Source organism: Sphingomonas sp. Leaf4 (assembly GCF_920939515.1).
GTDB lineage: Bacteria > Pseudomonadota > Alphaproteobacteria > Sphingomonadales > Sphingomonadaceae > Sphingomonas.
The window spans coordinates 145,327-159,006 of sequence record NZ_CAKLBB010000008.1; the positions used below are offsets into that span (position 1 = coordinate 145,327).

Genomic DNA, 13,680 nt, shown 5'->3' on the forward strand with positions numbered 1-13,680 from the left:
GTTGCGGTTCCCCCCCGCGCGCCCTAGAGCGCGGCCATGACTCAGTTTGCCGATCGCCGCACCTTCGCGATCATTTCGCACCCCGACGCGGGCAAGACCACCCTCACCGAAAAGCTGCTGCTGTTCGGCGGCGCGATCCATCTGGCCGGGGAGGTCAAGGCGCGCGGCGCGGCGCGGCGGGCGCGCTCCGACTGGATGAAGATCGAGCAGCAGCGCGGCATCTCGGTCACATCGTCGGTGATGACGTTCGAGCGGAACGGCCTGACCTTCAACCTGCTCGACACGCCGGGCCACGAGGATTTCAGCGAGGACACCTACCGCACGCTGACCGCCGTCGATTCGGCGGTGATGGTGATCGACGCCGCCAAGGGCATCGAGCCGCAGACGCGCAAGCTGTTCGAGGTGTGTCGCCTGCGCAACGTGCCGATCATCACCTTCGTCAACAAGGTCGACCGCGAAGGGCGCGATCCGTTCGCGCTGCTCGACGAAGTGGCGGAGATGCTGCAACTCGACGTGTGCCCGATGACGTGGCCGGCGGGCATGGGCGGACAGTTCGAGGGGATCTACGACCTCGTCGACAACCGGCTGCTCCAGCCCGAGGCGGGAACGAAGGATTTTCAAGGCAAGGTCGAACAGTTCGCCGGCCTCGACGATCCCCGGATCGACAGCGTGCTGTCGCCCGAAGGCGCGGAGCGGCTGCGCGAGGAAGCCGAGCTGGCGGTGGCGGGCTATGCCGCGTTCGACGGCGATTCCTATCGCGCGGGCGACCTGACGCCGGTGTATTTCGGATCGGCGCTGAAGGAGTTCGGCGTCGATTCGCTGATCGACGCCATCGCCGCCCACGCCCCGCCGCCACGGCCGCAGCCGGCCGAGCCCGCCCCCGTCGCGCCGGGCGATGCGCAGGTGACGGGGTTCGTGTTCAAGGTGCAGGCGAACATGGACCCCAACCACCGCGATCGCATCGCGTTCATGCGGCTGTGTTCGGGGACGTTCCGGCGCGGCATGAAGCTGACCCCGACCGGGCACGGCAAGCCGATCGCGATCCATTCGCCGATCCTGTTCTTCGCGCGCGAACGCGAACTGGCCGACGAGGCGTTTCCGGGCGACATCATCGGCATTCCCAACCACGGGACGCTCAGGGTCGGCGACACGCTGTCCGAACGGGCCGATGTGCGCTTCACCGGGCTGCCCAATTTCGCGCCCGAAATCCTGCGCCGCGTCGTGTTGAAGGACCCGACCAAGACCAAACAGTTGCGGAAAGCCCTCGACGACATGGCCGAGGAAGGGGTGACGCAGGTCTTCTATCCCGACATCGGATCGAACTGGATCATCGGCGTGGTCGGGCAGTTGCAGTTGGACGTGCTGCTGTCGCGGCTGGATGCCGAATACAAGGTCGCGGCGGGGCTGGAAATGGCCCCGTTCGAAACCGCGCGCTGGGTGTCGGCGGGCGATCCGGTCGACCTTAAGGCGTTCACCGATCTGCACCGATCGGCGATGGCCAAGGATCGTGACGGCAATCCGGTGTTTCTGGCCAAGAGCGCGTGGGAAGTCGGCTATATCGCCGATCGATATTCCAAGGTGACGTTCGCGGCCACGCGGGAGCGTTGAGGTTCCCGCGAGCGGCGGGAAGGCCCGAGGCAGGCTGGTTCACGCCCTTGGGGTGAGCCCGAAACTCAGGCCACCCAGTCGCGCTCCAGCCGCCGGCTCGCGAGCGCCATCAGCGTGCCGGCAACGAGATACAGGCACAGCGCCGCCGCGATCGCGTAGCGCAAGGATTCGGTGCCGTAGGTGGGCGCGAGGCTCTTCGACAATTCGCCGACGACCCAGCTTCCCAGCCCCAGCCCGATCAGGTTGTTGACGAGCAGGAAACACGCCGAGGCGGTCGCGCGCATATGCGCGGGGACGAGGTGCTGCACCGCCGTCAGCACCGGCCCCAGCCAGACATAGACCAGCGCCTGCGGCAGCAGGAACAGCGCGAACGCCGCCGTCCATCCGCCCGACAGCACGCCCGCGATGAACAGCGGCGTGCCGAGCACGTAACAGGCGGCGGGGAGCAGCGCGTACCAGCGCTTGTCGCGCGCGCCCAGCCGGTCGCCGAGCGCGCCGCCGAGCAGGATGCCCGCCACCCCGCCGGTCAGCAGCAGCGCGCCGAAGAACTGGCCGGTCTGCACCAGCGACAGGCCGAAGCTGCGCATCATCAGGCTGGGCAGCCAGAACGCCACGCCATAGCCGCACATCGACCCCGCCGCCGCGCCGAACGCCAGCAGCCAGAACCCCGGCTTGGCGGCGAGGATGCCGAACACCCGGCCGACCGGAACCCGGTCTGCGGCCACCGGTGCGCGCGGGACGTCCTTCACCAGCCAGCGGAAGAACGGCGCGATGACGAGGCCGGCGAGGCCGACGGTGAAGAACGCGGTGCGCCATTCCACCGCCTGCGCGATATAGCCGCCGAGCAGCACCCCGCCCGCCGCGCCCAGCGGAATGCCGAGCGAATAGACGGCAAGCGCACGGGCGCGGCGCTCGGGCGGAAAGCTATCGGCGATCAGCGCATAAGACGGGGCGACGCCGCCCGCCTCCCCCACCCCGACGCCGAGGCGGAACAGGAACATCTGGGTGAAATTCTGCGCGGTGCCGCACAGCGCGGTGAACGCGCTCCATACCGCCAAGCTGATGGTGATGACCCAGCTTCGGCTGGTGCGATCGGCAATCAGCGCCAGCGGAATCGCCAGCGTCGAATACAGCGCGGCAAAGGCGAGGCCGCCGAGCATCCCCATCTGCGAATCGTCGAGGTCGAGATCGCGCTGCACCGGCTGGGCGAGGATCGACAAGATCTGCCGGTCGAGGAAGTTGAAGCTGTACACCAGCAGCAGCATGGCGAGGGTGAGACGGGGGTTCTTCATGATGGCCCTCTACAGGCGGTGCCGGATTTCCGTCATTCCCGGCCGCGCAGGAACGATAGATGTCGTGGTTTCAGGCCGGATCGACCTTCGACGAAATGCCGTCCCAACCTGCTCCCCTCCCTGGAAGGGAGGGGTTGGGGGTGGGTCGGCCGGTTGTGGAACGCTTCTGTTTCCTCGCGGGCCGACCCACCCCCGGCCCCTCCCTTGTCAGGGAGGGGAGGCGCCAAGCGCCGCCGTCCGGCTGAATGTCGCGTCCGCCCTAGAACCGCACCTCGAACGTGGCGGTGGCGGTGCGCGGCGGGCCGTAATAGCCGATCACCGAATTGCCGAAGAGCGCGCCGGGGAAGTTGTAGCCCCCCACCCGATAGCGCTGATCGGTCAGGTTGCGCAGCGCCACGCCGAGGCGGTAGCGGCCGCCCTCCGAAATCCAGTTCGCGGCGGCGTTGACCAGCGCATAGCCGTCCTGATCCAGCGCCGGGGTGGGAATCTCGAACAGCGAATAATCGCTGCGCAACGTCACTTCGGGAGTGATCGACAGCGTGCCGCCGGCAACATCGGTCGAGGCGGTGAACGAGGCGGCGGCGGTGAACTCAGGCGTGTTCTGGAACACGCGGCTGTTGGCGACGTCTACGGGCGTGGTGCCGCCGCCGACGAACGTCAGGAATTCCTTGTAGTCGGCGTTGGTGTAGCCCAGCGACACCTGCGCCGAGAAATGGCGCGACGGGACCATACGGCCCTCGATCTCGACGCCGTAGATGTCGGCCTTGCCGGCATTATCGACGAAGCTGGCGATGCCGCCGGCGACATTGGGAACCTGTATCGTCACCTGCTGGTCAGTGTAGCGCGAATAATAGCCGGCAAGGTTCAGGAACAGCGTGCGGTTCAGGAACGCGCCCTTCATGCTGATTTCGGTGCTGCTGATCTTTTCGGGATCATAGCCGTTCACTGTCGTCGGGGTGAACACCGCGTCGCCGCGCATGTCGAAACCGCCCGATTTGAACCCCTTGCCCCATGACGCATAGAGGTTGAGGTCGGGGCGCGGCTCATAGGCGATCGAGACGCGCGGGGTGAACTGGTCGAAGCTGCGGTCGTTGGTGTAATCGGTGCGGATCAGCCCCGGCACCGCGGCGGCATTGCCGAACCGGGGTGAGCGGATGCCGGTATAGTTGCGGCGGAACACCGTGCCGGTCTTGTCGTCCTTGGTATAGCGCAGGCCGGCCGAAATCCGCAGCTTGTCGGTCAGGTCGTAGCTCAGGTCGCCGAACGCGGCATAGCTCTTGGTCTTCACCTCGCCGGCGGTCAAGGTGGTGAGGTTCAACCCGCCCAGCACCGTGTCGAACGCGCCCGACGCTTTAGCATTGAGGTAGAACAGGCCGAACACACCCTGCAGCCGGTCGCCCTGCAGCAACAGTTGCAGCTCCTGCGTGAACTGCCAGTCGTCATATTCGGCGGGCACGTCGAGCGTGGGGAGCGCGGTATTGTCGAAATCGATGACGGTGTTGGTGGCGCCTTCGCGGTACGCGCTGATCGATTTGACGGTGAGCGTGTCGGACAGGCCGAACTCGCCGGTCAGCGACAGCCCCTGCGCCACCACCCGGTTGCGATCGCCCACCCCGGCGCGGGTGTCATAGACGCTGGCGGTCGGCGCGTAGCGCGCGTCGGTGCCGTTGCCGAGCAGTCGGGTGCCGTGGCGCGGGTTCGACCGGTCGAGCGTGCGGTCGCCCGCCAAGCGCACGAACACGCCGTCGCCGGGCGTCCATTCGGCCGAGACGCGCGCGGCCAGCACGTCCTTGTCATATTGATCGGCCCCGGTGGTCAGGTTGGTGCCATAGCCGTCGCGCTTGTAGCGCGCGATCGCGCCGCCGATCGCGAGGCTGTCGGTGAGCGGCACCGTGACTTGTCCGACAAGGTCGAACTGGTTGTACGAGCCATAGGAGGCGCGGGCGGTGGCGGCATAATCGTTGCCGAGGCGCTTGGTCACATATTTGATCGCGCCGCCGATGGTGTTGCGGCCGTAGAGCGTCCCCTGCGGCCCGCGCAGCACCTCGACCCGCTCGACGTCGAAGATGTCGAGCACCGCGCCTTGCGGGCGGGCGACATACACATCGTCGAGATACAGGCCGACGCCGGGTTCGAAGCCCCACAGCGGGTCCTGCTGCCCGACGCCGCGGCTGAAGGCGATCAGCGTGGAGTTGGAGCCACGCGCGATCTGGAGCGTCAGGTTCGGTGTCTTGTCCTGCAGCGCGGTAATGTCGACCGCGCCGGTGCGGGTGAGTTGATCGCCGGTCACGACCGACATGGCGATCGGCACGTCGATCACGCTTTCGGCGCGGCGGCGGGCGGTGACGACGATGTCGCCGTCGCCCTGATCCTGGGTGATCGACTGCGACCCGGCCGGGGTTTCGCGCGGGGTTTCCTGTGCCACGGCCGGCATGGCCATGGCGCTGCCGAGCAGCATGACGGTGCGGATTGCGAACGTGCGGCGCATCAACCTCTCCCTTTTGGACGCCACCCGTTGGTTCGGGTTGTACGTCGTCGTGGATCGCTATACTGAAAGTCGAACCGGGTTTCAACTTCAACCGGATGGAGAGGCCGAAAATGGCGAGCGAGGCGCACACGCCGGACAAGACGCCGCGTACCGAACGCGGGCGGCGCACGCAGCGCGCGATCCTCGACGCGGCAGCGGCGGAGTTCGGCGAGAAGGGGTTCCACGACGGGTCGGTCAGCGGCATCACCCGGCGGGCGGGCGTGGCGCTGGGCAGTTTCTACACCTATTTCGATTCGAAGGACGCGGTGTTCCGCGCGCTGGTGGCCGACATGTCGGCGCAGGTGCGCGATCATGTCGCCCCCGCGATCCGCGATGCCGACGGGCAGATCGCGGCCGAGCGCGCCGGGTTGTTCGAATTCATCCGCTTCGTGCGGGCGCACAAGGAACTGTACCGGATCATCGACGAGGCAGAGTTCGTCGATCCGGCCAGCTTCCGCCGCCATTATGCGACGACGGCGGAGCGGATTCTGGCGCGGCTACAGGCGGCGGCCGGGCGCGGCGAGGTGCGCGACGACGTGTCGGAGGTCCACGCGTGGGCGATCATGGGGATGAACGTGTTCCTCGGCCTGCGCTACGGGGTATGGGACGAGGATCGCTCCCCCGACGCGGTGGCGGACGCGGTGGCGACCCTGCTGGCACGGGGGATCGCGCCGGGTTCCTGATTCACGCGAAGGCGCGGAAGGCGCGCGCTTGCGGTTGGCGGCAGCGCTTCCCGATGCTGATCGGCTGCGACTGGGCAAAGCCGGCAAGTCGCCCGAACGCCCGTTTGTGGGAACGGCAGCTAACGCTCAGTTTGTCACCAACAGTAGCGGGGCCGAGCAAAGGCTGCGTCAACTTTGGAGTGGCTACTTCTACAGTATTCCTCAGATCGAAGGCACGATCGAGGTCCGGTGCATCAACGGTGCGCGGATGCAGTGAGGCTATGTCACAAGCCATATCCATACGAGAGTGCGGGTCGTTGGAAAGCAGCCGTGCGAACGACTTGTCGACGCGGACTGAAGAACCCGCGAACATCCGTTTTCGACCAGACCCGGCCATTCCCAAAATTCGATCCCGATAGAGACAGCTTCCGACGCCAAGGGCGTCAACCCGCCCTCGCCCGGAACCCCTCAGCGTCTCCGCGCGAACCAGCCTTCTTCACGCAGATCGAACGAAGCCGACTATACCGCCGGATAGCGCAGCCGGCCGATGAAGCGCGACAGGCTTAGGCTGCGTTCGGGGTCGCGCGAGGAGAGGAACTGGTGCTTCAGCTTCTCGAAGCGCATGATGCCGTCGATCCGCCGAGCGAGGAAGGCGCGGGTGTCGGCATGGCCGCCGCTCTCGTCGTCGAGGAACACGGTGACGGTCGCGGCATAGACCGCGCCGAGCATCGCCCGCTTGGTATAATGGTTGTAATCGGTCGCGGTATCGCCGGCCAGCCGCCAGATCAGGTCCATCGTCCGCCATCCGAGCCGCGCCGCGCGCGCGACGTTCTGCGGCATGGCGAGGATCGCGAGCGCGCGGCGCAACGCCTCGCGCTCGCCCGCCACCGCCGCCAGACGCGCCTCGACCAGCATGGTGATGCGCTGGCGGATCTTCATGGCGGCGAGCGCGTCGGCGGGCACCGCATCGATCATCCGCCGGTCGATCTCGGCGAACCACGCATCGATCATGTCGACCGCGCCGCCAGCGAAGGCGAGGCGCGCGACATCGGGATCGGCCCCGAACGTCTCCGCCGCCGCGCGCACCGCCGCATCGGACCAGCCATCGAACGCCGCATTGGCCGCGACCAGCGGGGCAAGCCCCTCGCGCAGTTCGTCGAGCGTCAGATCGGCGGGGGCCATCGCATCCTCCTTGGTCATGCGCCCTAGCTAGGCGCTCCCCCTGCCCCGCGCCAGCCCTTCGCGCGGACCTTGCGGCGCGATGGGTGCGTTGGGGCGGCTGACCTGAGGGAGTTCATGCCATGACCGAAGCCCGTAACGCCGTCCTCTACCGCATGGTGCTGAGCGATCACACCTGCCCGTTCGGGGTGAAGGCCAAGCAGTTGCTGCAACATGCCGGCTTCACCGTCGACGACCGCATCCTGCGCACCCGCGACGAGGTGGATGCGTTCAAGGCCGAACACGACGTCCCCACCACGCCGCAGGTGTTCGTCGGCGACGAACGCATCGGCGGGAGCGACGATCTCGAACGCTGGCTGGCGGGGCAGTCGGGTTGAGCAATACGGGATGGGGGGAGGAAGGTTGGCTTACGCGGAGAGACGCAGCCCTCGCTGCGATAGCGGCACTCCATTGCGGACGACAACGGACGGGAGGCTCCGCCGGATCGGTGATGGCCGTCCGTCCCGCTTGAACCCCTTCGCGTCTCCGCGCCTTCGCGTGGATCACCCTTCTTTCTGCCGTCGCGTATCGGAAGAAGATGTTTTCACGCGAAGGCGCGGAGACGCGAAGGGGTTGCGGTCGTGGTGAGGCGTTCGCGTAGCCGGTATGGCGCTGCGGACGGCTGCGTCCGGCAGGGAGGTGTTTTCGCGCAGAGGCGCAGAGGCGCAGAGGCGCAGAGATGAGGCGCTTGCCGCGATAGCGGCGCTCCATCTACCGGCTGCAACGAACAAGAGACTTCGCCGGATCGGTGAAGGCCGTCTCGATCGCAACGCCTCTGCGCCTCTGCGCGAAAACATCTTCTGCTTCTTCTCCGCGTCTCCGCGTGAACCGCCCTTCTTCCTGTTTCCCGTCACCACACCGCGACACGCACCGCGTCTTTCCAACGCCACCCGCTTGTCCTATCGGACGCGCATTCCGACCCGCATGATGCAGCGCCGCACGCGACCGCCGCCGGTGGGTCCCGTTCCAGTCCGGGGATACCCATGCCGTTCCGTTCGCTCGTCGCACAGCCTGCCGATTCACTGCTCCGCCTGATCGGGGCGTATCGTGCCGATCCGCGTGCCCACAAGATCGACCTCGGCGTCGGCGTGTTCCGTGACGATGCCGGCCATACCCCGGTGATGCTGGCGGTGAAGCAGGCCGAGATGCGGCTGATCGCGACGCAGGACAGCAAGGCGTATCTGGGGCCGGAGGGCGACAAGGGGTTCACCGCGCTGCTCGAACCGCTGGTGTTCGGCGATACCCTGCCCGCCGACCGCCGCTGCGGGTTGCAGACGCCGGGCGGCACCGGTGCGCTCCGGCTCGGCGCGGAGCTGCTCGCCAAGGCCGGGGTGCGCCGCATCCTCGTCGGGCAGCCGAGCTGGGCCAATCACGCGCCGGTCTTCGCCGCCGCCGGCCTTACCGTCGTATCCCATGCCGCGTTCGACATGGCGGCGCAGCGGATCGACCTGCCGGCGATGCGCGCCGCGATCGGCCAGGCCGAGGCGGGCGACGCGATCCTGCTGCACGGTTGCTGCCATAACCCGACGGGAATCGATCCCGATGCCGGCGAATGGCGTGCGATCGCCGATGCGGTGGCCGACAGCCGGCTGATCCCGTTCGTCGACCTTGCCTATCAGGGGCTGGGCGACGGCATGGAGGCCGACGCGCTGGGCACGCGGACCGTGCTGGGCGCGGTGCCGTTCGGGATCGTCGCCTATTCGTGCGACAAGAATTTCGGGCTGTACCGCGAGCGCACCGGTGCCCTGTGGGTGAGCGCGCCCGACGCCGATTACCGCGACGTGGTGCTGTCCAACCTGCTGGCGCTGGCGCGCGCCAACTGGTCGATGCCGCCCGATCATGGCGCGGCGACGGTGCGGATCGTGCTGGAGGACGAGCATCTGGCGGCCGACTGGCGCGGCGAGCTGGACGGTCTGCGCGGCCGGTTGCAGCGGTTGCGCGCCGAACTGGCGGCGATCGGCCAGGCAGGGTCGGTCGATCTCGCCCCACTCGCGCAGGGCAAGGGCATGTTCGCTACCCTGCCGCTCAGCCCGGGGCAGATCGAATGGCTGCGCGCGACCCACGGCATCTATATGGCCGGATCGGGCCGGATCAACATCGCCGGCTTCGCGCCGGGCGACATCGCGCGCTTCGGCGAGGCGCTGGTCGATCTTGGCCGGGCGGGCGTGAGCTAACCCGCCTTCCGCCGCTGCGTACCCACAATGGCGAGCGCGGTGGCGACCAGTGCCGCGCCGATCGCGTCGGTGGCGGTCAGCCGCTCGCCATAGGCCAGCCAGCCGATCGTCGCCGCCACCAGCGGCTGGACGAGCAGCGCGAGGCCGACGACCAGCGGCGTCAGCGCGCCGAGCGCATAGATCATCAGCCCCTGCCCCGCGATCTGGCTGACCAGCGCGAGCAGCAGCAGCGGGGACCAGGTGCCCGGCCAGATCGGTTCGCCGAGCAATAGCGCGAAGCCGAGCAGCGGCAGGACGCCGGCGATGCTGGACAGCGCCAGCGCGGGAAGCGGCGCGACGCTGCGCCGCACTCCGGCCATGACGATGAAATAGACCGCGTAGAGCACGCCGGCGAGCAGGCAGAACAGATCGCCCGCCAGATGCCGCGACGACAGCTCGGCCGAGCGCCCGATCAATAGGCCGCCGCCCACCGCCGCGAGCAGCAGCGCCGCGCCCTGCACCCGCGTCGGCCATTGGCGCATGGCGAGGAAGCCGTAGAGCGGGAAGATCAGCACCGCGCAATTGCCGAACAGCGTGGCGTTGGCGAGCGTGGTGCGGCGGATGCCGATGTGCCAGCTTCCCAGATCGACCGCAAAGGCAAGCCCGGCGATCAGGATCGGCAGCCACAGCGACCCCGCACGGGTCATCGCGCGCGGATTGGCCCATGCGGCGGCGACCAGCAGCACCGGCAGCGCGAGCAGGATTCGCCAGAAGGCGGCGGCGACCGGTCCGGTATCGGCAAGGCGCACGAACCACGGCCCGAATGCCAGCGCGACGTTGGCGACGATCACCGCCAGCACCGCGCGACGCGGAACGCTTGGGGGGAGCGAAGCTTTTGTTTCAGGGGATACCGGCTGCATGCCGCCCCCTACCCCCCTATCTTTCGCACGTCGCCCATAATTGATGTAGAGAGCCGCCATGCCGAGTTTGTTCGATTCCATTGCCTTCGGAGACATCGAAGCCCCCAACCGCATCCTGATGGCGCCGCTGACCCGCGGCCGGTCGAGCCGGGCACATGTGCCGAGCGCAATCATGGCGGACTATTATGCGCAGCGCGCTTCGGCCGGGTTGCTGATTTCGGAAGGCACCGGCATCAGCCGCGAGGGGCTGGGCTGGCCCTATGCGCCGGGGCTGTGGACCGACGAGCAGGTCGAGGCGTGGAAGCCGGTCACCGCCGCGGTCCATGCCGCCGGCGGTCGGATCGTGACCCAGCTCTGGCATATGGGTCGGGTGGTACATCCTGATTTTCTCGACGGGGCGGCGCCGTTGTCGGCATCGGCCACCACCGCGCCGGGACAGGCGCATACCTATGACGGCAAGAAGCCCTATGCGCAGGCGCGCGCCGCGACGACCGACGACATCGCGCGGGTGCTCGACGATTACAGCCGGGCGGCGCGCAACGCGAAGGCCGCCGGGTTCGACGGGGTGCAGTTGCATGCCGCCAATGGCTATCTGATCGACCAGTTCCTGCGCGACGGTGCCAACCAGCGCGACGATGATTACGGCGGCAGCGTGGAGAACCGCATTCGCCTGCTGGGCGAGGTCGTCGACCGGTTGATCGCCGAAGTGGGTGCGGGGCGGACGGCGGTGCGCTTCTCGCCCAACGGCGATACGCAGGGCGTGATCGACAGCGATCCGGCGAGCGTGTTCGTACCCGCCGCGAAGCTGCTCAACGACAAGGGTATCGCCTTCCTCGAACTGCGCGAGCCGGGGCCGGACGGCACGTTCGGCAGCACCACCCAGCCGCGCGTGTCACCGGCGATCCGCAAGGTGTTCGCCGGCCCGCTGGTGCTGAACCAGGATTATGACGGCAGCAACGCGCAGGCCGAGCTGGATGCCGGTATCGCCGATGCGATTGCGTTCGGCCGGCCGTATCTCGCCAACCCCGACCTGCCCGAACGGCTGCGGCAGGGCGCACCGCTCAACAAGGACGATATGGCGACGTGGTATTCACGCGGGGCCGAGGGCTACACCGATTATCCCACGCTCGAAACGGCGGCGGCGTAACCCCTAGGCACAGCGGATGGTAGCGGTGCCGCGCGTGCGACAGCGCGGGGTGCCGCCAACCGTGACGCTGCCCGATCCCGAGGCGGCGATGTCGGCGGTGTAGCGGGCACGATAGCGGCCGTCGCCGGTGCCGCTCATCTGGACCAGCAGGTCGCCGACGTCGAGTGCGTCGGCGGCGATGCTGCCGGCACCGTTGACCATGATCCGCGCGCGGCCGGTACGGCCGGCGAGGACCGCCCTGCCCGCGCCGAGCAGCGTCAGCGTCAGTTGCTCGGCATCGACTTCGCCCACCTCGATCGTGCCGTCGCCGGTCAGCGCCAGATCGACCCGGCTGGCCCGCGCGCGATCGAGCCGGACGGTGCCGCCGCCGCGCAGGCTGATCGCGGCGACGCGCGGGGTAGTGACGATGATCGCCGGGGCGGCGGTGGCCGGCCGGCCGCGATCATCGCGCAGCGGCTGGACGATCAGCGTATTGCCCTCGACGCGCAACTGCACCTGTTCGAGCGCGGCGGGATCACCGGCGGCACGCGCCGAGGCTCCGCTGCCGGTGGTGATGGTGACGGCATAGGGTCCGTCGACCCGCACCCGGTCGAAGCCGGTCAGCATCCATTGCCGTTCGGACGCGGGCTGGAGCAGGAGGACGGCGAGCAGGGTAGCGAGCATGGACGCAGCATCGCGCCCCGCACCGCCGATCGCAAGCGCGATCAGCCGCCGCAGCGCGCCTCGCCCGATCCCGCCTTGCGCACCGTGCAGCGCGCCCGTGCCCCCAGCGTCGCCGATCCCGATCCGGTGAGCGACACCGCCGCCGGACCGTCGACATCGGCCGAGACGTCGCCCGATCCCGCCACCGCGACCGAGGCCTGCGATGCCTTGACCTGGCGCGCGTCGATGTCGCCCGATCCGCTGAGCGACAACGCAAGGCTGTCGACCCGGCCGGCGGCGGCGATGGTGCCCGATCCGCGCAGGCCCAGTCGGGCGGTGCGGCCGGTCAGCCGGGCGATGGTCATGTCGCCCGATCCGGTCAGTTGCGCGGTCAGATCCGCCGCGCGATCGATCGACAGGTCGCCCGATCCGCTGAGCGTAGCGGCCTTCAGCGCGGGCAGGGTGACGCGGATCACCGCCGTCCGGTCGCGCCAGTTCCAGCCGGTCTGCGGCTTGCGCGCGATGCGCAGCGTCGTGCCCTTCACCTCGAAGGTCAGCCGGTCGAGCACGGCGGCGTCGCCGCGCGCCTGTACCGCGAAATCGCGGCCGGTAACGACATCGACCCGGTCGGGTCCGGCGAGGTCGACCCCCGAAAAGCCGCGCAGCGCGACGGTACGCTCGGCGGTTCGGGCAGGTTCGCTGGCTCCGCCATTGCTGCACGCCGCCATCATCAACAGTCCGACCATCGCTGCGCGCATCACTTCCCCCTGTGTATTGCCGTTACAATACAGCATGACGATGGCCACGCAACCGCAAAAAGGGCGGCCGTTGCCGACCGCCCCGTTCGCAACCGCAGCCGACCCAAGGTCAGGCGGCGGTCTTTTCCTTGTTATAAATCGCCGCGGCTTCGCGCAGGATCTCGACGATGCGGTCGAGCGCTTTGGGCTCGTCGACCTGCTCCATCGCCGCCAGTTCGCGCGCGAGGCGGCTGGCCGCCGCTTCGAAGATCTGGCGCTCGGAATAGCTTTGTTCGGGCTGGTCGTCGGCACGGAACAGGTCGCGGACCACTTCGGCGATCGACACAAGGTCGCCCGAATTGATCTTGGCTTCATATTCCTGGGCGCGGCGCGACCACATCGTCCGCTTGACCTTGGGCTTGCCCTTCAGCGTTTCCATCGCCTCGCGCATGGTCTTGTCCGACGACAATTTGCGCATGCCGACGCTTTCGGCCTTGTTGGTCGGAACGCGGAGCGTCATCCGCTCCTTTTCGAAACGCAGAACATAGAGTTCGAGCTGCATGCCAGCGATTTCGCTGCGCTGAAGCTCGATCACACGACCGACGCCGTGTTTGGGGTACACGACATAATCGCCGACATCGAAGGACAATGCCTTGGCAGCCATTGGTAACCTTTCCGTGGTCGTCACCCCGTTCGACGAGCGCAGCATCGGCCACGCGGAACAGCGGGCAGACAGGTCGGCGACGGGGGCGTAAGCTAGAGGTGGCTCTCCGG

The 13,680-nt window shown here is 68.1% G+C and carries 13 protein-coding genes; 6 read left to right on the forward strand and 7 right to left on the reverse strand.

Translation table 11 applies throughout. The features are described from left to right. Positions 1 to 36 precede the first annotated feature (36 nt). Entirely contained in the window at positions 37 to 1,608 is a 1,572-nt protein-coding gene (locus LRA89_RS13730) for a peptide chain release factor 3 (protein ID WP_230771037.1), read from the forward strand. 65 nt (positions 1,609 to 1,673) lie between these two features. Here the strand turns inward: LRA89_RS13730 and LRA89_RS13735 are convergent, their stop codons facing one another. Both LRA89_RS13735 and LRA89_RS13740 read right to left on the reverse strand, forming a co-directional pair. Next, a complete protein-coding gene (locus tag LRA89_RS13735) occupies positions 1,674 to 2,900 on the reverse strand; it encodes a spinster family MFS transporter (protein ID WP_230771039.1) in 1,227 nt (408 codons plus the stop codon). A gap of 259 nt (positions 2,901 to 3,159) precedes the next feature. Continuing rightward, positions 3,160 to 5,388: a TonB-dependent receptor gene (locus tag LRA89_RS13740; RefSeq protein ID WP_230771040.1), complete on the reverse strand. Its 2,229-nt coding sequence runs from the start codon at positions 5,386 to 5,388 to the stop codon at positions 3,160 to 3,162. A gap of 95 nt (positions 5,389 to 5,483) precedes the next feature. Between LRA89_RS13740 and LRA89_RS13745 the strand changes: the two genes are divergently transcribed. Beyond that, positions 5,484 to 6,110 carry a TetR/AcrR family transcriptional regulator gene (locus LRA89_RS13745; RefSeq protein ID WP_443024975.1) on the forward strand — a complete coding sequence of 209 codons (627 nt, stop codon included), beginning with the start codon at positions 5,484 to 5,486 and terminating at the stop codon, positions 6,108 to 6,110. Between the two features lie 28 nt (positions 6,111 to 6,138). After that, a complete protein-coding gene (locus LRA89_RS13750) occupies positions 6,139 to 6,366 on the forward strand; it encodes a hypothetical protein (RefSeq protein ID WP_230771045.1) in 228 nt (75 codons plus the stop codon). A gap of 242 nt (positions 6,367 to 6,608) precedes the next feature. Here the strand turns inward: LRA89_RS13750 and LRA89_RS13755 are convergent, their stop codons facing one another. After that, on the reverse strand, positions 6,609 to 7,289 hold the full coding sequence (locus LRA89_RS13755) for a COQ9 family protein (protein ID WP_230771047.1): 681 nt from the start codon (positions 7,287 to 7,289) through the stop codon (positions 6,609 to 6,611). A 101-nt stretch (positions 7,290 to 7,390) separates the two neighbouring features. Between LRA89_RS13755 and LRA89_RS13760 the strand changes: the two genes are divergently transcribed. Together LRA89_RS13760 and LRA89_RS13765 are read left to right on the forward strand one after the other, a co-directional pair. After that, complete coding sequence (locus tag LRA89_RS13760) at positions 7,391 to 7,645, forward strand: glutaredoxin domain-containing protein (RefSeq protein WP_230771049.1); 255 nt, start codon at positions 7,391 to 7,393, stop codon at positions 7,643 to 7,645. A 645-nt stretch (positions 7,646 to 8,290) separates the two neighbouring features. Then, positions 8,291 to 9,481 carry an amino acid aminotransferase gene (locus LRA89_RS13765; protein WP_230771051.1) on the forward strand — a complete coding sequence of 397 codons (1,191 nt, stop codon included), beginning with the start codon at positions 8,291 to 8,293 and terminating at the stop codon, positions 9,479 to 9,481. Here LRA89_RS13765 and LRA89_RS13770 read toward each other — a convergent pair. Further along, positions 9,478 to 10,380: a DMT family transporter gene (locus tag LRA89_RS13770; protein WP_055762036.1), complete on the reverse strand. Its 903-nt coding sequence runs from the start codon at positions 10,378 to 10,380 to the stop codon at positions 9,478 to 9,480. The genes LRA89_RS13765 and LRA89_RS13770 overlap by 4 nt on opposite strands. A 58-nt stretch (positions 10,381 to 10,438) precedes the next feature. On the opposite strand from LRA89_RS13770, the gene LRA89_RS13775 reads away from it, so the two are divergent. Beyond that, positions 10,439 to 11,527, forward strand: a complete 1,089-nt coding sequence (locus LRA89_RS13775) for an alkene reductase (RefSeq protein WP_230771052.1) — start codon at positions 10,439 to 10,441, stop codon at positions 11,525 to 11,527. A 3-nt stretch (positions 11,528 to 11,530) separates the two neighbouring features. Here LRA89_RS13775 and LRA89_RS13780 read toward each other — a convergent pair whose 3' ends face one another. From LRA89_RS13780 to LRA89_RS13790, 3 genes are all read right to left on the reverse strand, one after another. Further along, complete coding sequence (locus LRA89_RS13780; RefSeq protein WP_230771054.1) at positions 11,531 to 12,190, reverse strand: head GIN domain-containing protein; 660 nt, start codon at positions 12,188 to 12,190, stop codon at positions 11,531 to 11,533. Between the two features lie 41 nt (positions 12,191 to 12,231). Continuing rightward, positions 12,232 to 12,927, reverse strand: a complete 696-nt coding sequence (locus LRA89_RS13785) for a head GIN domain-containing protein (RefSeq protein WP_230771056.1) — start codon at positions 12,925 to 12,927, stop codon at positions 12,232 to 12,234. Between the two features lie 109 nt (positions 12,928 to 13,036). Further along, on the reverse strand, positions 13,037 to 13,570 hold the full coding sequence (locus LRA89_RS13790; protein WP_055762049.1) for a CarD family transcriptional regulator: 534 nt from the start codon (positions 13,568 to 13,570) through the stop codon (positions 13,037 to 13,039). Between the last annotated feature and the right edge of the window lie 110 nt (positions 13,571 to 13,680).

Excerpts from the sequence above, each read along its gene's own strand:
- LRA89_RS13730 (WP_230771037.1), top strand. The coding sequence starts at position 37 with ATGACTCAGTTTGCCGATCGCCGCACCTTCGCGATCATTTCGCACCCC.
- LRA89_RS13735 (WP_230771039.1), bottom strand. The coding sequence starts at position 2,900 with ATGAAGAACCCCCGTCTCACCCTCGCCATGCTGCTGCTGGTGTACAGC.
- LRA89_RS13740 (WP_230771040.1), bottom strand. The coding sequence starts at position 5,388 with ATGCGCCGCACGTTCGCAATCCGCACCGTCATGCTGCTCGGCAGCGCC.
- LRA89_RS13745 (WP_443024975.1), top strand. The coding sequence starts at position 5,484 with ATGGAGAGGCCGAAAATGGCGAGCGAGGCGCACACGCCGGACAAGACG.
- LRA89_RS13755 (WP_230771047.1), bottom strand. The coding sequence starts at position 7,289 with ATGACCAAGGAGGATGCGATGGCCCCCGCCGATCTGACGCTCGACGAA.
- LRA89_RS13760 (WP_230771049.1), top strand. The coding sequence starts at position 7,391 with ATGACCGAAGCCCGTAACGCCGTCCTCTACCGCATGGTGCTGAGCGAT.
- LRA89_RS13765 (WP_230771051.1), top strand. The coding sequence starts at position 8,291 with ATGCCGTTCCGTTCGCTCGTCGCACAGCCTGCCGATTCACTGCTCCGC.
- LRA89_RS13770 (WP_055762036.1), bottom strand. The coding sequence starts at position 10,380 with ATGCAGCCGGTATCCCCTGAAACAAAAGCTTCGCTCCCCCCAAGCGTT.
- LRA89_RS13775 (WP_230771052.1), top strand. The coding sequence starts at position 10,439 with ATGCCGAGTTTGTTCGATTCCATTGCCTTCGGAGACATCGAAGCCCCC.
- LRA89_RS13780 (WP_230771054.1), bottom strand. The coding sequence starts at position 12,190 with ATGCTCGCTACCCTGCTCGCCGTCCTCCTGCTCCAGCCCGCGTCCGAA.
- LRA89_RS13785 (WP_230771056.1), bottom strand. The coding sequence starts at position 12,927 with ATGCGCGCAGCGATGGTCGGACTGTTGATGATGGCGGCGTGCAGCAAT.
- LRA89_RS13790 (WP_055762049.1), bottom strand. The coding sequence starts at position 13,570 with ATGGCTGCCAAGGCATTGTCCTTCGATGTCGGCGATTATGTCGTGTAC.